The following is a 19,646-nucleotide window of genomic DNA, read 5'->3' as shown; positions in this document are numbered from 1 at the left end:
GGCCGGGTCCCGTGCCGCGGGTGTCACATGTGCGAGTTGGAGCGTTGCGCCACGCTGGGCGTCCTGCCACTGGCCCGAGCCCCGCGCCGCAGGTAGGCGGTGCATGGCCGAGTCGGCTTCCAGGCCGCGTTGAGGGCCATGCCGCCGGCCGGAGCCCCGCGCCGAGTTGGCGGTCACGCGGTCGGGCGGAGGTTTGCCGCTTCTCGGGCCAGGGTTTCTATGCGGGGCCAGTCGCGGGTCGCCACCGCGTCCGTCGGTACCATCCAGGTGCCGCCGACGCAGCCGACGTTGGGCAGCGACAGATACTCCGCGGCGTTCGCCGGCCCGATCCCCCCGGTCGGACAGAAACGGGCCTGCGGCAGCGGACCGGCCAGCGACTTCAGATACGCCGTGCCGCCGGCCGCCTGCGCTGGGAAGAACTTCATCTCCCGCACCCCGCGTTCGAGCAGCGCCACCACCTCCGACGTGGTCGACACCCCCGGCAGGAACGGCACCCCGGACCCGGCCATCGCCGCCAGCAGCGCATCCGTCCAGCCGGGGCTGACCAGGAACCGCGCCCCGGCCGCGCACACGTCCGCCACCTGCTCGCGGCCGAGGACCGTACCGGCGCCGACCACCGCGTCGGGCACCTCGGCGGCGATCGCCCGGATCGCCGCCGGCGCGGCGGGCGTTCGCAGCGTCACCTCGATCGCGGGCAGCCCGCCCGCGACGAGCGCCCTCGCGAGCGGTACGGCGTCGGCGGCGTCCGCCAGCACGACCACGGGCATGACGGGCGCGAGATCCAGCGGTGATGAGGACATGCCGCTCATCCTGCCCGCGCCGAACAACATACGCAAAGAGCGTTGCGCATGATGCAACGCATGCCCGGGGTCGGCGTCAGTGCACGTCGTCGACCAGCACGTCCAGCGACCACGCCCGGCCCGCCCGCGCGGGCGCCTGCGCCTCCACCACGTACCCGAGATCCCGCAGCGCCGTCACCAGCTCGCCCGGATCCTTCGGCGCGGCACCGGACGACAGCAGACTGCGCACGATCCGCCCCTTCGTCGCCTTGTTGAAGTGGCTGACGACCTTCCGGGTCGGCGCGTACAGCACCCGCACGGTCGCCGTACGCCCCGCCACCTCGCCCTTCGGCTGCCACGCGGCGGCATACGCGGCGGACCGCAGATCGAGCACCGGCCCGGCCCCGGCCACCGCGGGCAGTACGTCGGCCAACGGTCCGCGCCAGTGCGCCCCCAGCGCCCCGAGCCCCGGCAGCCGTACCCCCATCGAGCAGCGGTACGACGGGATACGGTCGGTCACCCGGAGCGCACCCCACAGCCCCGAGAAGACCAGCAGCGACCGCGCGGCGCGCCGCTTGGCGGCCGGATCGAGGGAGGCCAGGCCGAGGGCGTCGTACAGCACACCCGTGTAGACCTCACCGGCGGGCCGCGCCCCGGCCGTACGCAGCCCGGCGTTCTTCGCGACCTCGCCGCGCAGCCCCTCGCTGAGCCCCAGCACCTCGCGCGCCTTGACCTCGTCCCCCGCGCACAGGTCGACCAACTCGTCGAGGACGGCCGCACGGGCGGCGGCCAGCCCCGGCAAGGACAGCGACTCCGGCTTCAGCGGGGCGCCACGGCCGGACGCGGCCTTGCCCTCGGACGGCGGCAGCAGGACAAGCACCATGACAGCACGGACTCCTTCTCTCGACCTGCGCGCCAGCGTACGGCGTACGCCCGCACCACAACCGACCGGCGGCGACGCCCCGGCACCCCGGCGGCATGGAACCGGACCGGAAGGCGTTGCAACCCCATGGTTCCGGGCGGGAGAACACAAAGGTGGTGGGGGCCGGTGGCCGAGCAGGCACTGTGGACGAGGGCGCGCCTTGGCGACTGCGGCCCCCCGCTCGACCTGCTGACCGCCCCCTGCCAGCGGCACGTCCACGCCCGCACGCGCACGAGGAGTTCACCGTCGGCGGGTGCGTCGGCGGCGCCGAGGCCATCGACTACCGCGGCGGCCGCATTCGCACCGGCCCCTCCTCCACCGTCGTGCCCGCCCCCGGCGAGACGCACACCGCCGGCCCCGCCACCGGCACCGACGGCTACGCCTGACCGGCACCGCCGGCCCCGCCACCGGCACCGACGGCTACGCCTGACCGGCACCGCCGGCCCCGCCACCGGCACCGACGGCTACGCCTGACCGACGGCGACGCCCGCTCCCTCGGCGAGATGCTGCTGACGGTGCTCGGCTACGCCGCGGCGCCCCTGATAGCCGCAGGTGCTGGCCGCGCCGGCCGGCCTGGGCGTGCTCTGCACGGCGGTCGCCTTCGTCGCCTTCCTGGAACTGATCAAGGAAGCGGGGCCGTATGTCGACCCGGCGGTCGCCGTCGCGGCGGGCGCGCTGTTCCTGGACGAGCCGCTGACGGCCGGGGTCACCGCGGCCTTCGCCCTGATCCTGGCCGGTTCCGTACTGGCCACGGCCGCCGGTCCGCGGCGCCCCGCACGCCCGGTACCATGGTCGACACGGCAGACGAGCCGGGCGGACGGCCGCGTGGAGTCCCTTAGGGGGCTTCCCGAGGAACGTCCGGGCTCCACAGGGCAGGGTGGTGGCTAACGGCCACCCGGGGTGACCCGCGGGACAGTGCCACAGAAAACAGACCGCCCGGCGCTTCGGTGCCGGGTAAGGGTGAAACGGCGGTGTAAGAGACCACCAGTGCCCAGGGTGACCTGGACAGCTAGGTAAACCCCACCCGGAGCAAGGTCAAGAGGAGCGCCGTGAAAAGCGCTCTGCGCGGACGTTCGAGGGCTGCCCGCCCGAGTCCGCGGGTAGACCGCACGAGGCCGGTGGCAACACCGGCCCTAGATGGATGGCCGTCACCCCGACCTCCGCAAGGAGCCGGGGAACAGAACCCGGCGTACAGCCCGACTCGTCTGCCGCCTTATGTTTCCGCGGTCAGCGGCCATGTTTTGTAGCTCAACAAACCCATCGGGTCGAAGCGAGACAGCCGTCAATGGCTTCCCCTCGGGTGTCGCGGGACGCGCCGGACGAACCCCCGTGCGACGGTGGAGGCTGCCAACCCGGCGACAGCGCAGCCCGGTCGCTCAGGAAGGCGCCTGGGGGGAGCATCCGCGTGGGCAGGAAGAGACTCGGTCAGCTCGGCCGCAGGTGCCGCAAGCCGGGCAGATGGACTGGCCGGTGCGCTCCTCAGCCCAACAGGGGGACGACAGAAGGGAGCCGCCGAAGCGGCGGTCGAGGTCGGATTCCGGGGCGCCGATGGTGGCGAGGCCATCCGGATCGAGCAGGGGGAAGGTGTGGCCGCAGGCGAGGCAACGGCGGAGTTCCCACCGGGTGCCGCAGGAAGGACAGAACACTGCGAACAGACCTTCATCGCGGGCTTCGAGCGTAGGTCGATTCCTGGCATCGGTTTTGGGGCACAGTGGGCACACTTCGAGGAGCGCCGTCTTCGCCGCCGCGTCTTCGAGCGCCGCACGCAAGTCCTGCAGCCGCTGTGCGTCATGCCTCCCGGCCCGGCCACCACTAGAGCGTGCGCGCGAACGGTTCAACAGCGCGGGCAGCCGGTCGAGTTCGTCGGGCAGCGGAGCGCGTAGAACAGCGACTCCGTCGGGGTGCAGTTCGAGCCAATCGCACTCCGAAAGGACTGAGCGTTCGGCTGCGGGCACAGACACCCGGTACGGATAACGGCGGGCATCGGCGCCCAGGGTCGCCCAGCGTATCGCCCGTACCAGACGGCTGACGCTGAAGATGTCCAGCGGGGACAACGGGGCGACGTCGGCGCGCTGTTCCGGCGCAGCACCGTCTCGGTGGCCAATGCGGTAGGAGGCACGGAGGACATCCGGTTCGGCGTCTTCCCGTGCTTGCAGCCGGCTCGGGTAGACGACGAGATCGTTCCCACCTTCAGCAGGCGGTCGTTTCCCGACGGCGTCGCTGATCAAGGCGGTGACCGAGGCCGCGTCGGGAGCCGTGCACAGGTCAGCGGTGACAGGCAGCACGCGCAGAGCCTGCTGTTCTCGCCAGTGGACGGTGAAGTCGCCTGTCAGGGACCAGGTGATCGTCAACGGTGCGCCGCGCATACGGAAGCGAGTGGAGCGGCCACGGCCAGGAGCCGGCTGGTCGGCGACCGGAGTTGCCTGGAGAAGTCTGCAAGCGAGGAGCAGGAGGAGACCTGTGAAACGTTCGAAGGCGACGCCGACTTCCTGTCGGCGCCGGTCGGTCTCAGCCGCTCCGAGCTGCGGGGCTTCTATGGTGGTGCACGCCTCCCACAGCGCGGCTACCCTCCGGTAGCCGGGATCGCTGCGGAACAGGTTGGTGGGATGCAGTGCGCGGGGCGGCGCGGCACGGTGGTCGACTGAGCGTGCCAGGGGTGAGCCCAGCATGATTTCCACAGAGGCGAGGGCGGATTCGAGCTCCCGCATGCGGATTCCCGCTGCTGCTTGGTGCTTGCTGGAGTCTTCGACATTCCTCAGCAGCCGGGTCAGGTCCTGTCGGGCCCGCCATGTGCTCTCCGCCGAGTGCATCAGAAGCCCATGCACATCGCCGACCATCCTGCTCAGGTCGCTCACCTTTGCGATCCGCTGCTGCAGATGCGACCGCATCACGCTGAGCACGGCGACAGCAACCCGGTTCTCGTAGATGTCGGCGTCTTCCTCGCTGCGGCGGGCCAGCAGCCGGGCCGGTCGGACGCCGGCGAGCGTGTGCGAGGCCCACTCTTCCGGGCGGGCGGCCAGCCGCGCCGCCGCGCCGGGGGCAATCGAGCGCACTCGGGAAGTCGGCAGGATCTCCTCCACCGTGCGCAGCCGTGTGTACGGGCGATTACAAACCGTACGCAGAGCACCGGAGTCGTGCTCGAAGGCATCCTCCACCGGCAGTGCCGCGGTCTCGTCGGAGACATCGAGGATGACAGGTGGCATAGCCAGCCAACCCTCGAGCGTCGTGGTCCCCTCGCTGAGACGTGTCGACAACGCGAGGAGATGGCGGACGAGCAAGGAATCGAGAGCCGGCTCCGCTGCTTCCCTGTTCATCGCCGGCCACGCGAGCGGATCTCGTCATCCAGCAGTTGTTGCGTCGCCAGGGGCTCGTGAGTGCCGTCGAACCCTCTCAGACTGTCCCCGAGGTCGGTGCGCAGTGTGTCGAGGGTGTCGGCGTGGATGTCGTACCGTCCTCGGACAGATCGCAGGATACGGGTGGACAGGAGGTGGTCCAGAGCCTCACCGGGGCTGCCGCCTGCGGCGACCACGACGGGGGCGAACTCCTTGATCTGCAGTTCCAGTCGGTTGCCCCAGCCGATACGCAATTCCTCGGCGAAGCGCCGACGCCAGTTGTCGTCCAGGAAGTGAACGATGTCGGCGGCGTGGGCGCTGTAGTCGGCCCGTGCTTGGCTGAAGGCTTGAGTGAGACCTCGGTGGGCGACCGGCTCCGGAGGCGCGGTGGTGGTGTCTGGGATCTCCGGGTGTTGCCAGGGCAGTTCAAGAACGAATGCCCGGTCGTAGGTCTTGTCGGCGAAGCCGACGGTCGTTTCGTCGTGGTTGGCGGTTCCGATGAACCACACGTTGTCCGGAACGGCGATATGCGTTCCGTCGATCAGCAGTCGGGGAGGATTCTTGACGGGCGCCGTGGTCAGCGCCAGCCTGGGCCGGTCCTTGATGGACAAGGCCGAGAGCACTCCACTGAAGTACTGCTCAGGGTGGGAGAGGTTCATCTCGTCGAGCACAATGAAGAACGGCCGATCCTTGAACGCGGGGCACTGCGCCTGGTACAAGGCCTTGGTGAATTCGGATTCGTAGAAGATCCGGTCGAAGCTGTTGTAGTACCCCATAAGATCCTGCGGCTCCCGCCAGCCGGCCTGCACGGGGACGACAGCCACGCTGCTCGCGCTGCCGAAAGCGGTCGCCAGCGCATGTGCGAGTCCTGTCTTACCGATGCCGCTGATGCCCTGGAAGAGATGAAGTCGGCTCATGGCCATGCCTGCCAGGACAAGGCGCAGATCCGAATCGCGATAGGAGAGGCCGGCCCTTTGCCGGATGACCGCCTGCATCTGCTCCACGAGTGCGGGCAGTTCCGGAGCCGTGGGAGCGGATGGCAGGGGTGTGCCGAAGTCATGGTCCATGCGTGAGCAGGCCGGGAAGGCGTGGCCTTCCTTGCCGGCTTGGGCAGTGGCGTTGAGCTTGGCGGCTTCCTCATTCAGTAGGTGCCGAAGCTGGCTGTTGGCGGCGCTCAGCCAGTTGTTGGCTTCCAGGTAGTTCTGACGTTCGTTGACAGCGATGCGGTCGCGTTGCAGAGCGGATTCCAGTTCGCCTCGTTCCCTCACCAGCTCTTCGTTGTCGGCGGCCAGCTGCATCACCTGCTGTTGCAGTTGTTCGAGCATGCGGGCATCAGCCCGTGGCGCGGTGGCGTTCTCCTCTGTCAGCCGGGCATTCTCGGCACGAAGTTCGGCCAAGCGCTCGACGACCTGCTCCAGGGTCAGACCACCGAGGGAGGCCAGCGCGGTCTCGTACTCGGTGAGGCGGGCAGTGAGACGTTCGTTGCCGGCAGTCAGAGCTGCCACCCGGCGTCGGCCCTCCTCCATCTGCTCCATCAGCTGGCCGGTGCGGTCTGCGACCTCACGCTCGAACCGTTCGGCACGGCCCGACTGTTGCTCCCTCAGCGCGGTTCTGAGCTGGGCCACGTCCTCGTGTTCCCCGTCCAACCGGACCAGCTGGGTTCGCAGGTCCCGCTCCCGCTGGGCGAGTTCGCTCTCCCGCTGGTCCAGGGCAGCCTGGGCGTCAGCGAGGCGACGCTGCGCCTCGCTCCATCTGGTCTGCCAGGCCCGGCGGTCCGTGTCGAGGGCTTCGACAGCCTCCCGGCGCCGCTCTGTCAGCCAGGATTCCAGTTCCTGGCCCGCCTTCATCCGAAGTTCGGCCAACCGGGCTTCGGCCGTACGCTCCCGATCACAGAGTTCGTCCTCCTTGCGGTCGAGTAGAGCGGTTCGGGTGTCGAGTGTCTCCTGCTGTTCTTGGAGGGCTGCGGCTTGCTGAGCCTGTCGGGCGAACGCGGCATCGAGATCCGACCGCTCGGCACGGAGCTGTTCACCCTGGACTGTCAGCGTGTCCGTGGCTTCTGCCTGGCGCTTGGCGAGCGCACGGTAGAGCTGCCAGGCGTGCTCGAGTCCCAAGCCCCCGCTGTCAGCCCCGTCACCGGCGGCCTGGACCAACTGAGCCTCGGAGGCCACCTGTTTGATTTCTTCGAGCAGCGCCGCAGTACCGTCCGGCGCTGCTGGAGGCCCCTCGGGGGCCGCTGTCGCGGATGGGCGGGCCCGGGTGGGAGCGGGACGTTGAGACGCCTGCGGCTGGCCCGGCCACACGGGTCCCTTTCCCTTACCGCGGCTCCGCGTCTGCTTTCTCCCCATGACGTTGGTTCACCCTCTTGCTGTCGGTCGGTCACCGCTCAGTCCGAGCAAATGGCGGGCTGCTTCGTAGGTGAGAGTTCGGATGCGGTCCAGATCGTCGGAGGACGGGGCGTCAGTCGGTCCGTGTGTGGCGTTGTTGCGCAGGATCCGCGACCGATCGAGGTCCTCCAGAAGCGTGGGACGCTGCCGGACAAAAGAATTGAGGGGATGCTGCTTGTTTTCTCCGGCCGCCCACACTGCCCTGATGATGTCACCGGCCAAACCGTTATTCGGCCTGGCGCAGTTCCTTTGCATTTCCGGGGGCACTGAGGTGGCGCCGAGCCGGAAGGCAGTCAGCACGAACGCGCGCTCTCGTACGGCCGGCACTCTTGACGTCGGCAGCTGCGCGGGGAACTTTTCGTTGAGCCCTGGAAGTATGCACTCGAAGACACGGATCGCGTTGCGAGCCGCGTTCTCACGTTCCCGTGCAGTGTCCTTGACTAGGGCCAGCTCGATGTCCGCGAGATGGGCGAAGACCTCGGGGTGCTCACGGATCTCTTCGCCCAGGATCCGCACGACATCGGCGCGGGCGTCCTCGGCGAGTTCCCGGTCGACCTTGCGGGCGGTGGCGGTCCGATCGCGGCGGTCCCGGCCGAGCAGGTCGTTGATCAGCCGACTCAACTCGTCGTCCTGCTCGGCGTAGCTGGTCAGCAAGTCGGCGAAGACCCGCCCGTCGCCCACGGCGAACGGGTCGTGGACAGTCCACATGCGTCCGGATCCGTCATCGCCCTTGACGGCATAGCACACCAGGTAGGCAGGGTTGGGAGCGCCGTGAAATCCAACTCTGCGGGCCGCCACGGAGGTGCGGTCGGCGTTGCGGGACGTACCGCGAAGGCCACGAGCCGCCATGTCATGATGTCGGCAGGCGTCGAGCACAGCACGCTCTGACGGGCGCATCGAAGAGCCCTTGCCACGCAACGTCAGTGCACTGACTTCCCGGGAGGCGCCAGCGGTGCCGAACTGGATGGTGACCCGGCGTCCGCGGTGCTCCCGCACGTCGGCGCGTACGGGGTCGGCCACCAGGATGCGCGGGAGCAGTGTCCCGCCGGCCGGGTCCTGGAAGATGCGCACCAGCTGAGGATCCGTTTCCTTCACCTCTCCCTCGGCCAGTGTCTGCCGTCCCTGTTCGGTCAGCGTGAGCCCAGGCTTTATCAGCCGGCCCTCCACCAGCCGGGCAATTACGGTGCGGCACAGGGTGGCGTCCAGTCCGATCAGCCGGGACAGGTCGCCGATATCGCGGATTCCGGCGGCGCACAGACGCAACACCACTGTCTGGAATACGTCGAGGGTCCGGGAGTAGCCGGTTGGTGCGGTCACTTGGTAGACCCATAGGGGCAAAAGGACGGGCCGATAGTGCTCGCGAGGCGGGAAAGCGAGCTGGAACACCGGGGTCCTACGGTCGAATGACACGGCCGTCCACCCCTTTCTGGCACAGGGCGAGGAAAGCGGCCAGGGGTTTGATTTCCGAGGGCGAATCGGGGCCGAACATGTCGCCGTCGCCGACCACCACGAGCAGCCGCTGCTGACGGCTCATCGCCACGCACAGTCGGTTGGCGACGGTCAGGTGCCCATAGGCGCGCTTGGTGTCGGTCCGAGCGGCCGGAGCGCAGCTGCGTACCGTGGACAAGTAGGTGACAGAGAACTCCATTCCTTGGAAGGCGTCGACGGTACCTACCCGCAACCGGTCCAGCGGCGCGCCGTCCTCGTCCCGGCACAGCCGGGGCACGGGGCGCCATCCGTCGGCCTCGGTGAACTCGGCGAGCCCGGCCTTCTTCAGTTCCTTCCATATCTCGGTGACCTGCGCGGCGTAGAACGAGATGACCCCGAAGGTCAGCTGTCGGTGGCGTTCGATCAGGGCAGCGATCTCTGCTGCGACGGCAATGGCTTCAGCGGTACGGGCCCGGCTGGTGCCGCGTGACGTCTCGCCGCCGGACGACAGCGGTATGGGCAGCCACGCCGCGGGAATCTCTCCGTACCGGTCGATTCCGTGCGTGAACTCGGCTGCTTCACGGCCGTTGCGCAGCGTCCCGCCGTAGAAGTTGTCACTGACGAAGCTGCCGAGCACCGGATGCATCCGGAACTGGGTGTCGAGGCGGACGAACCGGGAGTGTCCGTCGGGCGAGCCGTGCTCCCACTGTCTGGCCAGGCGCTGGAACAAACTCTCCTGCAACCGGTCACGAACGTCGTCGCCCAGCGATCCCAGTTCCCGTTCCACATCGGGTTCCAGCATGTGGGGAAGCTGCTCGTGGTCGCCGACCAGAACAATCCTGCGGCGGGCCTGGGCGAGCGGGATGAGCAGATCGAGAGGGTTCGCCCGCGCGGCTTCATCGACGATGACCGACTCGAACACCCCGTCCTGACCACCTGCGTCCGCCATGGCCTTGGACACTGCCTGCTGGCATGTGGAGGCGAGCGAGACGGTATAGGCACGCAGGGTGTCGTCGACCCCTTCCGGGTCGCTGCGCAGATCGTCCCGATAGTCGAGCAGCGCCGCCGCTACGGCATCGGGTGATCGGGTGACCGCCTCCGCGAGCTGGGCAGCCAGGCGGTCGAGGAGGGCCACGATCTCGGGGTCGGCGACGGTGACCTCTGGCAGCCGGATCCGCGCGGTGAGATTGTCGAGCAGCGTGTCGCGCAACTCGGCCAGCGACTCCAGCAGTTGTGGCAGCGACGTGGTGCCCCGGATCGCCGCCCGCAGGGGCTCGCGGTACGCGATGCCCTTGAGCAGCGGGCTGTCGATGAGGTCGAGCCGGGTCAGCAGCGCGCGGGCCGTATGGGGTCCGTCGTCCTCGAAGCCCGCCGTTGTGCAGCGCAGGGACCTTACGTACGGCAGCAGGTCCGCGCGGGTCTCAGGGTCGGCGGCGGCTCGGTGCCGGTGCCTTTCGGCTCTGTCCTTCTGCGCGTGTAGTTCCTCGACCAGTGACGGTTCGGCAATGCCGCCGAGTTCGGCCAGCACTTGGTCGAGGAACTGAGACAGAAACTCGGGCGGGACCGGTGCTGCCCGATATGTGGCGGCGAACTCCGCGGCGGCGCGTTGAGCAGCAAGATGGTGGCCCACGGGCCGCTCACGAAGCCGTAGATCGGCAGATCGGGCTGCCTCGATGCGCCAGGTGTCCAGCGCGACCGTACTGCCCCGGCCGCGGGAATCCACCTTCAGCGGAGGCAGGCCGAAGACCCAGCCACGACTGACCAGATGGTCGACCGCCGCGTGCTGGAAACTCGTCAGCAGCGTGGTTCCGGCGACGTTTCCGCCCTCGGCGAGATCACCCAACTGGTTCACCAGGGCGGCGATCACCTGAGTCTTGCCGGTACCCGGAGGCCCTTGAATGATTGCCACATCAGGCGTGTTGAGGGCGGTGAGTACGGCTTCCCGCTGAGCGTGTGTGGGCCCGTGCGGAGCGAAGCAGTCGAGCGCCGAGCGGGAGAGCTTCGTGATCCGCCGTTGCGCCGGCTGCGGCCAGGAGCCACCCTCCAACAACGTCGGCAACGCGGGAATGTGCGTCCCGTCCGTGCGCAGCTTCTGCATGGCGTTCTCGCGCCGGTCGAGCCGGCGCTGGTCACCGCGGTGCGCGAGATAGAGCCAGCCCACGGGCGGCGGATCCTTCTGGTCGCTGAAGGTCCCGGCAAGGCGCAGGGTCTCGGTGACGCTGTCGTATCCGACCGGTTCACCGATCCAGGCCCGCCCCTTCTGGGCACGGGAGGCGACCAGCCATTCCCGGTCCGTCATCACGGCATCGGTTGCGGAGGCCGGCACCTCCGTTGCTGCCTCGATCTCCACTCTCTCAGCCGTTGTGGCGTTCTCCAGCGCGGCTCGGGTACGGGGCAGCGCCCGGCTCAGGTCCACGGTGAAGGCGCAGCGGCCGTCGGACTCGACCTTGACCGCGGTGTAGCGGATGGTCCCGAAGTCGCGGATCCGTCCCCGGATATGGCGGGCCTCCAGTTCCTGGTACCTGTCCCACATGGCCAGGTAGCCGTTCTGGTTGGCCACCAGGTCGAGCCCCTGCTGGATTCTCTCCCGGTCGCGCTGTCTGGCGGTCATGTCGCGGAACTCGATGGCCCCGACCGCCAGGGCCTTCTGGCCGACGCCGCGGTCATGGACCGCACCGAGCAGACGGATGATGCGGTAGCCCGCACTGTGCTTTTCGACGTCGGCCATGAGCCCGGGCCCGTGTACCCGGAAGCCGGCATCCAAACCTCCCGCCGGTCCTGCCGAGACCACCATGCGCCAGGCGGCGGCAAAACCCCCGGGGCGGGGAGCGAGGAGAAGCTCGCGGGTCAGGAATGCCATGACGGCTGCGGCATTGGCGGCGTCGGCCCGACCCGCGTACTTCACAGCGTCTTCCAGTACGGCGTCGTTGATGTCGAGTTGCAGTCCGGAGCTGAGTGGTACGGCGAGCCCCATCGCCGGCGCGTAGGTGTGAGCCCGCACGGTGAAGGGCTCGTCGATGGCGGGCGCGGATGAATGCGCCCTGCCCGCGCGGGGCCGCTGTTGTGTGTGCGCGGCGGGCGGTCTCGGCACGACCTCATGAGCAGTCACAGCTACGCAGTTGGCTCCGGCGGACCGCACCTGGTCAAGCTTGCGTCGGTCCTCGGGGCTTGCCGGGCGGACACCGTATGTGGCGGAGGCGGTGACCAGGTCGAGCTGACCGGTGGGCCGGTGATGAAGGCGGATCTCCGTGCCGCGGGAGAGTTTCTGGTCGGGAAGTCCCTGTGGCACGCGGTGCCACAGGAGCGACACAAAGATCGGTTCACCCGGCATACGGGCCGGCATCGCTGGTTCCTTGGAGTGGACACTCACCTACCTGGCCTCCAGAGCCGTCAGACGTACCCAGCGGTGGACGGCGTCTCGCTCTCCGAAGTGCAGCGTCCAGGGCCGGCCGTCGACGGGAGCGGTCGCCTGGCCTCCCAGGGCTATCTCCCGCCAGGGGCGCCCATCCTGATGGTCGAGCCAGAGGCTGTTGCGCGAGAGGTTCAGTACGGTGGCGTCCTGCCCGTCGAGCCGTACTTGTGCGATCACGGCGTCGGGCTGGTCGGGGGCGGGAGAAGCGTGACGTGCGGTGAGCACCGTTTCGGCGTCGGGGCGCAGCACGGTGAAATCCGGCAAAGGCACTTCGGACAGCCGGACGTCGGGTATGTCGGCGCCGGTCTCCGATCGGCCTTCCGGCTCAGCACCCACCGGCCCGGTCAGTCCATGGCGCAGCACCCAGGTACGGTCTCGGGCGCGTCGGCACAAGAGGCATGAGGTTGCGGCAGCACGGTAGGTCCAGCGGCAGTCCGGGCACCGAACGGTTTGTGCTGCCGCGGAGTGCAGTGCTGCGGCCCACTGGGCGGCGGACGGGCGGACGAGAGGGTTGGTCACGGCGTCGACGAAGCACTGGGAGGCCAGTTCCCACAACCGACTCGACAGCAGTTCTTGCCGAGGTGTGATGCCGACGGTGCACTCGTTGGTGCGGTCGGTGGGGTGATCGATCCACGGCAGGCGGAAGCGGTCGGCGTACTCCTGCTGGTGGTCGGGATCGGAATCCAGTACCTCGTCACCACGGAACGGATGGCTCGCTGTCAGGGTTTCGAAGACCAGCACACCAAGCGCATGGGCGTCTGCCAGGGTGCTTGCGCCGCTGGAGCCCGCAACGATCTCCGGGGCCCCGTATCCCGGGGTGTGCACCGGAGCGGAAGCGACCGCGGAGACGAGACCGAGGTTGTCCACGTCGATGAGCCTGATCTCCTGCTGCTCAGGAGCGGCGGACACCAGGACGTTGGACGGAGACAGGTCCTGGTACACGATGGCCCGGGCGTGCAGGCGGGCGATGGCGTCTGCGAGTTTGGCCAGCAGACGCAGTCGGCGTTCCAGTCCGCCGGTACGCAGGTACCAGGCCGCCAAGTCTTCCTCGTCGCAGACGCAGAGCGTGTCCAACGGCACCATCTCGTCAGCGAGTTCCATGACGTAGCCAAGCTTGGGAGGGGCAAGCAAGGCCAGTACGCCGGCCAGCGGGACATCGTCCAGCGGAAGCCGCTGGATACGCCGCAGCCGAGCGTGTACGGCCTCGGCCGCTTCCTGAGTCGGAGCCGTGATCATCTTGACGGCGGTGCGTCCCCCTCGGGCCAGCCATACCTCGCCCTGGCCGCCGGCTCCGATGGAATGAGACAGCGACCACAGTTGGTGATACTCGTCCTCGACCGGCCGCAGCAGACCGCCGAGGTCCCAGCGCGATGTCACCGGCTTTCCTCTCGCTGCGTGTTCCTGCCGGCTCAGGCGCCGAAGTCGGACAGGTCCTCGGGGTTCAACACCGGTGTCCGGTCCGGGCGGGTGCTCTGAGCGCGTTGAGTGACAGTGACCGTCACCCAGCGGAAGTACTGCTGGATCCGACTGACATCCTGCGCCTCGAATACGCCGCCGGCCTCATCGCCGACGAACCGGCGCAGCACAGCCCTCGCCTGCTCGGTCATGCCGGGCCCGCCGATGGCGACCGCAAGTCGGGTGGCCTTTGCACCCTTTGGGGAGTCGAGCAAGCGGTCGAGTGCTTCCTCCCAGTCGTCAGTGGGTTTCCCGTCGGATACGAGAATGAGAGTGGGCGAGAACGCACGGGGCGGGACAGTCGCCTCGTCACGCAGCAGTTCGTCGGCGAGCGCGAGAGCGGCGCCCAGCGGCGTGCCGCCCCGGGCTTGCATGTCGGTCCACGACGCTTCGGCTGCGGGAACCAGCTCCTGGTGCAGAACCGCGCCATCCTGGCTGAAGGCGATCACTCCGACGTGAATGGCGCCCCGCCCGACGTCGGCCGTTGCGAAGTCGCCGAGCATGCGCCGGATGCACTCGTTGAGTACATCGATCTTCTCCTGGGGTTCCCCCATACTTCCGCTCACGTCCGCCAGCACAAGGACCGGCAGTGGACGTGCTTTCGCAGCCATGAACCGCGGCGCGGTACCCACGACGCCCCCCAACGTTCTCGACCAAGGTGACCGCTCAGACCGGCACGCCGGTCGCGGCCAAGCCATTCTTGGCAGTGGGGCACACAAGGTACTACGAATCACGCCTGACGGTGCCTCACACGGCAAGCCTGGGCTCGATCAGGGAGTTGGCGGAATCTCCCACCTTCGGCATGGGAGACGCCGGCGGCTTGTCGAAGCAGGGCATCGCGATGACTCGGTGGTGCTGTACCCCACGTGGTGAGGACCGGCACCACTACGGCGGCGGGGCGAGGGTGAGCGGAACCGCGCCGTACTGACGTCATGCCCGTTCGGCATGACGGCGTGGGTGATCGGCATTGGCGTGAGGAGTCGTGGGCCGTGATGCTCGGTGGAAGGCGCAACGCGGCGTGAAAGATGAGGCTTTGACAAATGTGTCATTACGACTCGCTCGTACATGACGCCAAAACAGGTGTCCATGTACCTCTGACCTGTGCCGTGACGCGACGGAGCCGGAGGCCCCCCTCGGGCTGACCAGCCGGTGGGCGCAAGGCGAGACCACAGGTACCGCCCTGTTCTCGCGAACGGTCACCCACTGAACAGGAAGGAGCGGTAGATAGTGAGGTTCTTGCGGCGGATGGTGGATGAGACGCTTGTCGGAGCAGTGAGCTACGTGCTCACGTGCAGGCTGCCCGGCGGCTGCCTCCTACGGGCGTCCTCCGCGCGAACACACAACAACCCCGAACGCCCGCACGGCGGGGCTGAAGCCCATGGGCGCCGGCGCCGGCGCCAGGCTGTAACCGCCTTCTGTACGACAGAGGGCCTGAACATCGAGAAGGTTTTGTGTTATGCCGAGCACTCAATGGCGCGAAGTGTTTCTGCCTGACGAGAGTACCCAGCATGCGGAACAGGTGCACGTTTTCAGTGAACTGCAACGTAAGCGTCTGAAAAAACACGGCCACGGGAGAGCACTGCACCGCAATCAAGTAGCTGCCCTGGAGGCCGCCCTCGTGGTGGAAGAAAATCTTCCTGATTATGCACGGCAAGGAATTTTTGCGGCTCCCTCTGTTTTTGAGGCACAGGTTCGACTGTCCAATGGAAACTTCTCCGCCGACCGGGCTCCTGACATCCGCGGTTTCGCGATCAAGGTGCTCGGCGCCTCGACGCCGTCGTCCGCCGACGTCGAGCAGAACTTCACCCTGGTCAGTCAGGAGACCCTGAAGGTCAGCGGCAGCGCGGACGTTGTCGGAATCGTCGATCTCTCCACGAGTGCGCCCGGCGCCGCGCTTCGTAAGGCCGTGTCGAAGCCGCAGCTCACATGCGGCGCTGTCACGAACCTCCGGGACATGGTGAAGCCGTTCAGCGGATTCGCCACGCATGACTTCTTCAGCATCATGCCCATCACGTTCGGCGACTACGCGGCACGGGTGAAGCTGTGCGCCGCCTCGACGAAGACAAACAAAGAAGCCCGCAAGGATCTGGCCGCCGACATCTATGGGCGACTCGCGGACGCCGACCTGGAGTTCCTTTTCCAGGCCCAGTTCTTCGAGGACGAGAGTCGTACGCCGATCGAAGACTCCTCGGTCCGCTGGGACGCGCCGTGGCTCACCGTGGCGCGATTGCATGTGCCTCGGCAAGCACCGGACGAGGCGTTGGCCGAGACCGTCGAGAAGAGCAGCTTCAACCCCTGGATCGCGGCAACGGAGCATCGACCTCTCGGGGAATTGATGCGTGCTCGCCAAGCAGCCTATTCGCTCAGCTGGCGCAACCGGGTTGTCACTCCCTGACGTCCTGTCCGTAAAGCGCCATTCTATTGTCGCCCTACAGAGGTGATCACCCGAACAGGATTCTTCTGGTTCGGGTGATCACTCGGTGGTCGGGGCATAGCAGCAGGGCATCTCCGCAGCGCGGGCGCGACCTCGCCTTTGACCATCTGTTTGATTCTGAAGCCGTTTCGGCATATGCCGTGATGGGTGTGGCTACGATGAGCCTCATGGACCTCGACATACGCCGGGTGCGCTACTTCGTGGCCGTGGCCGAGGAGTGCAGCTTCGTGCGGGCGGCGAGCCGCCTCTACATGACCCAGCCGGCGCTCAGCCGTCAGATCCGGGCACTGGAGGAGGATCTGGGCGTGGTCCTCTTCCTGCGTGACCGGCAGGGCACCGTACTGACGCGGGCGGGGCACCAGTTGCTGGAGGACGCCCGGCCGATGCTGGCGATGGCACAGGCGGTGCAGCAGCGGGTGCGGACGGCGAGCCGGGAGGTGAACCAGTTCTCCATCGGCTTCATGCCGGGTGTCAACGTCACCCCCATCGTGCGGGAGTTCGCCCGGATGGCGCCGCAACTCGACATCGATGTCGTACACACCTCGATCACCGACCAGGTCGACTTCCTCCTCGACGGGCGGGTCGACGTGTGCTACGTCCGACTGCCCCTGCCCGAGGGCATGTTCGAGGTGGTCCCGCTCTTCCCGGAGCCCCGTGTGGTGGCGCTGTCCAGTGAGCATCCGTTCGCGGAACTCAAGGCAGTGCACATCGAGGACCTGCGTGACATGACCTTGCTGCAGGATCCGCGGGACGTACCGGAATGGCGTGGGCGTGTCCCGCGCGATCCGGTGACGCCGCAGCAGGACACCGGACGGTTCCCGGCGACGATCGAGGAATGCCTGCAGACCGTCGCCTTCGGGTCCGGCTGCTATGTCATGCCGGCCGGCATGGCCGGCTTCTACCGCCGTGACGACGTCGTGTACCTGACGCTGGAGGGCGTCGCTCCGCGCATGGTCGCCCTGGCCTACTCCAAGCACCGGACCATGCCCGAGCTGGTCCAGTTCGCCGAACTCTCGCGTCGCATGCTCGGCCCAGGCCCGGACTGAGGCCCGGTGCCGGCCGTCCGGCCGCGTCTGCTCGACCGGCATGAACGGACACCGGCCGGGGCCCGCCCGGCACCGGTCCGTCAACAGCGGTCCACCACTGAGACGGGGCTCTCGGGGCCGGGTACGTCCCGTGTGATCGCGGTGCTGAGCAGGGCGGCCGGCCGTTCAGCCCAAGGGGGGCAGGAGGCCGGTCTGCATGAGGAAGCCCGCGAAGTTCCAGTAGTCCCGGTTTTCGGTGATGAGTCCGTCGGTCCGCACGCCGATGGTGACGCCGGGGCACTCGAACCGCTTGCCGGTGGCAGGTATCCCCAGTTCGGGGTTGGCACGGTCGTGGGTGCCGGAAAGGACCCACTCGAACGAATAGGAGTCGCGCGATTCCACGACCTTCCCCAGGGCGAAGACGTAATCGCTGGACAGGCTCCTGTCCATCCCGTCGATCAGCGCCTTGACCGCCTGCTTGCCCTTGAATATGCCACCGAAAGCGGTGTCGACGACCTGGATGTCCTCGCTCATCATGTCGACGACCGCCTGCGAGTCATGCCGGTTGCAGGCGTCGACGTAGCTCTTCACCCAGGAGGGCGGGTTCTGCTCGTTCATGGGTTTCCTCACTGGTTCTCCATCGGATGCGACGGCTCGCACGGCGAAGCGCATGACGCCCGTCGGCGCGGAGCAGCCCGGTTGCCGGCGCGTTTCGGAAGGGGCGCATATCTGCGTACACCGATTGTCGAGCAGAAGGAATCCGTGCCGCCAATGCCGAATCGGACCGTCCTGATGCCGCATCGGCATGTTGAAGGGCGCCAGTCGACGGACCGGCACGCTACGCCGATGGCCACGGTGACGGCGTTGATCCCGAGGAGAAGAGCCGGGGGACAGGGCGTAGAGGACACCGCCGAGGGCCGGGCCGGCCAGGTCTCGGCCGAGGTGTCCGGCCGCGATCAGGGAGCTGTCGGTCTTCTCCAGTCTCTCGTCGGCGGGGATGAGAGGACGAGGGACTGGGCGGCGGTGTCGTAGGCCGTCCCGCCGCTGTCCAGCAGGAACGCCAGGACGTACAGCAGGACCATGCCGTACGGGTACTCGTGCAGCACAGCCGCACCCGGGCGAGAGAAGCGAGGGCACGAGCCATGACGACACCGATGCCGGGCGTCCGCCCGCAGACCCGCATGGACCTGCTGGGGATCTACCTCAATGACCATCTGGCAGGTTCCACGGTCGGAGCCGGACGGGGAGGGGAGGAACGCGCCTGCTTCGTCCCGGTTGTCCGTACGGCCAGGTGGGCAGCCGATGGTCACGGGCGGGTGTCCCTGGCGGTACGGCACCAAGTCCTAGGTCCCGCGCCTGATCGCCCCTCCCGCTTTCTGCTGCTAGCGTGCAGTTGCGCATGGCTCGCAATTACTGGCGATTATCACGGAGGATGTTGGACATGCCGGTCTACACGCTCCCGGAGCTTCCGTACGACTACTCGGCGCTCGCCCCGGTCATCAGCCCCGAGATCATCGAGCTGCACCACGACAAGCACCACGCCGCCTATGTGAAGGGCGCCAACGACACCCTGGAGCAGCTCGCCGAGGCGCGGGACAAGGAGTCGTGGGGCTCGATCAACGGCCTGGAGAAGAACCTGGCCTTCCATCTCTCCGGGCACATCCTGCACTCCGTCTACTGGCACAACATGACCGGCGACGGCGGCGGCGAACCGCTGGAGAAGGACGGCGTCGGCGAACTCGCGGACGCCATCGCCCAGTCGTTCGGCTCGTTCCAGAACTTCAAGGCCCAGCTGTCCAAGGCGTCCGCCACGACGCAGGGCTCCGGCTGGGGCGTCCTCGCCTACGAGCCGCTGAGCGGTCGGCTGATCGTCGAGCAGGTCTACGACCACCAGGGCAACGTCGGCCAGGGCGCCACCCCCGTCCTGGTCTTCGACGCCTGGGAGCACGCCTTCTATCTCCAGTACAAGAACCAGAAGGTCGACTTCATCGAGGCCATGTGGAAGGTCGTCAACTGGCAGGACGTGGCCAAGCGTTACGCCGCCGCGAAGAAGCACGGCAACAGCCTGCTGCTCACGCCGTGACGCCATAGCCGCGTCCGCCGCGCAGCCGTCCTGCCCGTGACCGTCTTCTCACCTCTCACCGGCAGGCGCCCCAACGGAACGCTCCCGCAAGCCGAATGGCTGCGGGAGCGTTCCCATGCCGCCCAGACCCGGCGTATCCGGCGATCGGCGGTCCGTCGCCCGCCGTCAGTCCGCGGACAGTTCGGCGCGCACCTCCCGGGCCGCGGCGACCGGGTTCTCCAGGGAGGCCGGGACCTCCGGCCGGCCGCGCGTCCTCAGACCGCGGTCGGGGCTGACCCACAGGCGTTCCACCGGGGGTCTGGCGCCTGCTCGCAGGGAGACCACCACGGGTGGCCTGGCGGTGGCCCGGCGGTCGTGCCCCCGCCGTATTCGGCCCCGGTGGTCCGGGGTAC

At 68.0% G+C, this 19,646-nt stretch carries 14 protein-coding genes, 1 other RNA gene and 2 pseudogenes; 5 read left to right on the top strand and 12 right to left on the bottom strand.

The genetic code is table 11. From position 1 onward, the window contains the following. Positions 1-173: 173 nt before the first annotated feature. Both eda and yaaA read right to left on the bottom strand, forming a co-directional pair. On the bottom strand, positions 174-800 hold the full coding sequence (gene eda / locus ABT245_RS05010) for a bifunctional 4-hydroxy-2-oxoglutarate aldolase/2-dehydro-3-deoxy-phosphogluconate aldolase (RefSeq protein WP_351728672.1): 627 nt from the start codon (positions 798-800) through the stop codon (positions 174-176). 76 nt (positions 801-876) lie between these two features. Continuing rightward, on the bottom strand, positions 877-1,659 hold the full coding sequence (gene yaaA, locus ABT245_RS05005; protein WP_351728993.1) for a peroxide stress protein YaaA: 783 nt from the start codon (positions 1,657-1,659) through the stop codon (positions 877-879). Between the two features lie 129 nt (positions 1,660-1,788). Between yaaA and ABT245_RS05000 the strand changes: the two are divergent. Then, positions 1,789-2,084, top strand: a pseudogene (locus ABT245_RS05000) (AraC family ligand binding domain-containing protein); the annotation flags it as partial. 81 nt (positions 2,085-2,165) lie between these two features. Here ABT245_RS05000 and ABT245_RS04995 read toward each other — a convergent pair. Then, on the bottom strand, positions 2,166-2,453 hold the full coding sequence (locus ABT245_RS04995) for a hypothetical protein (RefSeq protein WP_351728669.1): 288 nt from the start codon (positions 2,451-2,453) through the stop codon (positions 2,166-2,168). A gap of 53 nt (positions 2,454-2,506) precedes the next feature. On the opposite strand from ABT245_RS04995, the gene rnpB reads away from it, so the two are divergent. Further along, positions 2,507-2,909: RNase P RNA component class A (rnpB, locus tag ABT245_RS04990), an RNA gene on the top strand. A 168-nt stretch (positions 2,910-3,077) separates the two neighbouring features. Here rnpB and ABT245_RS04985 read toward each other — a convergent pair. From ABT245_RS04985 to ABT245_RS04960, 6 genes are all read right to left on the bottom strand, one after another. Continuing rightward, positions 3,078-5,015: a DUF2357 domain-containing protein gene (locus tag ABT245_RS04985; protein WP_351728666.1), complete on the bottom strand. Its 1,938-nt coding sequence runs from the start codon at positions 5,013-5,015 to the stop codon at positions 3,078-3,080. Then, on the bottom strand, positions 5,012-7,201 hold the full coding sequence (locus ABT245_RS04980; RefSeq protein WP_351728664.1) for a hypothetical protein: 2,190 nt from the start codon (positions 7,199-7,201) through the stop codon (positions 5,012-5,014). The genes ABT245_RS04985 and ABT245_RS04980 overlap by 4 nt, the downstream gene beginning before the upstream one ends. A gap of 186 nt (positions 7,202-7,387) precedes the next feature. After that, the gene (locus tag ABT245_RS04975; protein WP_351728662.1) at positions 7,388-8,734 is read right to left on the bottom strand and encodes a hypothetical protein; all 1,347 of its coding nucleotides are present in this window, start codon (positions 8,732-8,734) and stop codon (positions 7,388-7,390) included. Between the two features lie 76 nt (positions 8,735-8,810). Then, positions 8,811-12,188 carry a DEAD/DEAH box helicase gene (locus ABT245_RS04970; RefSeq protein WP_351728660.1) on the bottom strand — a complete coding sequence of 1,126 codons (3,378 nt, stop codon included), beginning with the start codon at positions 12,186-12,188 and terminating at the stop codon, positions 8,811-8,813. A gap of 27 nt (positions 12,189-12,215) precedes the next feature. Continuing rightward, entirely contained in the window at positions 12,216-13,634 is a 1,419-nt protein-coding gene (locus tag ABT245_RS04965) for a protein kinase domain-containing protein (RefSeq protein ID WP_351728657.1), read from the bottom strand. 32 nt (positions 13,635-13,666) lie between these two features. Then, positions 13,667-14,323 (bottom strand): vWA domain-containing protein, encoded by a 657-nt coding sequence (locus ABT245_RS04960; RefSeq protein ID WP_351728991.1) that lies wholly within the window; start codon positions 14,321-14,323, stop codon positions 13,667-13,669. 845 nt (positions 14,324-15,168) lie between these two features. Between ABT245_RS04960 and ABT245_RS04955 the strand changes: the two genes are divergently transcribed. Both ABT245_RS04955 and ABT245_RS04950 read left to right on the top strand, forming a co-directional pair. Then, on the top strand, positions 15,169-16,107 hold the full coding sequence (locus tag ABT245_RS04955) for a catalase family protein (RefSeq protein ID WP_351728655.1): 939 nt from the start codon (positions 15,169-15,171) through the stop codon (positions 16,105-16,107). 206 nt (positions 16,108-16,313) lie between these two features. Beyond that, positions 16,314-17,192, top strand: a complete 879-nt coding sequence (locus ABT245_RS04950; RefSeq protein WP_351728653.1) for a LysR family transcriptional regulator — start codon at positions 16,314-16,316, stop codon at positions 17,190-17,192. A gap of 165 nt (positions 17,193-17,357) precedes the next feature. Here the strand turns inward: ABT245_RS04950 and ABT245_RS04945 are convergent, their stop codons facing one another. Beyond that, positions 17,358-17,789, bottom strand: a complete 432-nt coding sequence (locus ABT245_RS04945; RefSeq protein WP_351728650.1) for an ester cyclase — start codon at positions 17,787-17,789, stop codon at positions 17,358-17,360. Between the two features lie 338 nt (positions 17,790-18,127). Next, entirely contained in the window at positions 18,128-18,277 is a 150-nt protein-coding gene (locus tag ABT245_RS04940; RefSeq protein ID WP_351728647.1) for a hypothetical protein, read from the bottom strand. Between the two features lie 335 nt (positions 18,278-18,612). On the opposite strand from ABT245_RS04940, the gene ABT245_RS04935 reads away from it, so the two are divergent. Continuing rightward, the gene (locus ABT245_RS04935) at positions 18,613-19,254 is read left to right on the top strand and encodes a superoxide dismutase (RefSeq protein ID WP_351728645.1); all 642 of its coding nucleotides are present in this window, start codon (positions 18,613-18,615) and stop codon (positions 19,252-19,254) included. 165 nt (positions 19,255-19,419) lie between these two features. Here the strand turns inward: ABT245_RS04935 and ABT245_RS04930 are convergent. After that, a pseudogene (locus ABT245_RS04930) lies at positions 19,420-19,548 on the bottom strand (5-methyltetrahydropteroyltriglutamate--homocysteine methyltransferase); the annotation flags it as partial. Positions 19,549-19,646: the final 98 nt, after the last annotated feature.

It is taken from the genome of Streptomyces sp. NPDC001508 (assembly GCF_040298665.1).
Taxonomy (GTDB): Bacteria; Actinomycetota; Actinomycetes; order Streptomycetales; family Streptomycetaceae; genus Streptomyces.
Note: the sequence above shows the minus strand (reverse complement) of the source record. Positions and strands in the feature narration are given on the sequence as shown.

What these genes read in the sequence shown, in the direction of transcription:
- ABT245_RS04970 (WP_351728660.1), bottom strand. Translation starts at nt 12,188, where the DNA reads ATGCCGGCCCGTATGCCGGGTGAACCGATCTTTGTGTCGCTCCTGTGG.
- ABT245_RS04945 (WP_351728650.1), bottom strand. Translation starts at nt 17,789, where the DNA reads ATGAACGAGCAGAACCCGCCCTCCTGGGTGAAGAGCTACGTCGACGCC.
- ABT245_RS04950 (WP_351728653.1), top strand. Translation starts at nt 16,314, where the DNA reads ATGGACCTCGACATACGCCGGGTGCGCTACTTCGTGGCCGTGGCCGAG.
- ABT245_RS04955 (WP_351728655.1), top strand. Translation starts at nt 15,169, where the DNA reads ATGCCGAGCACTCAATGGCGCGAAGTGTTTCTGCCTGACGAGAGTACC.
- ABT245_RS04960 (WP_351728991.1), bottom strand. Translation starts at nt 14,323, where the DNA reads ATGGCTGCGAAAGCACGTCCACTGCCGGTCCTTGTGCTGGCGGACGTG.
- eda (WP_351728672.1), bottom strand. Translation starts at nt 800, where the DNA reads ATGTCCTCATCACCGCTGGATCTCGCGCCCGTCATGCCCGTGGTCGTG.
- ABT245_RS04985 (WP_351728666.1), bottom strand. Translation starts at nt 5,015, where the DNA reads ATGAACAGGGAAGCAGCGGAGCCGGCTCTCGATTCCTTGCTCGTCCGC.
- ABT245_RS04935 (WP_351728645.1), top strand. Translation starts at nt 18,613, where the DNA reads ATGCCGGTCTACACGCTCCCGGAGCTTCCGTACGACTACTCGGCGCTC.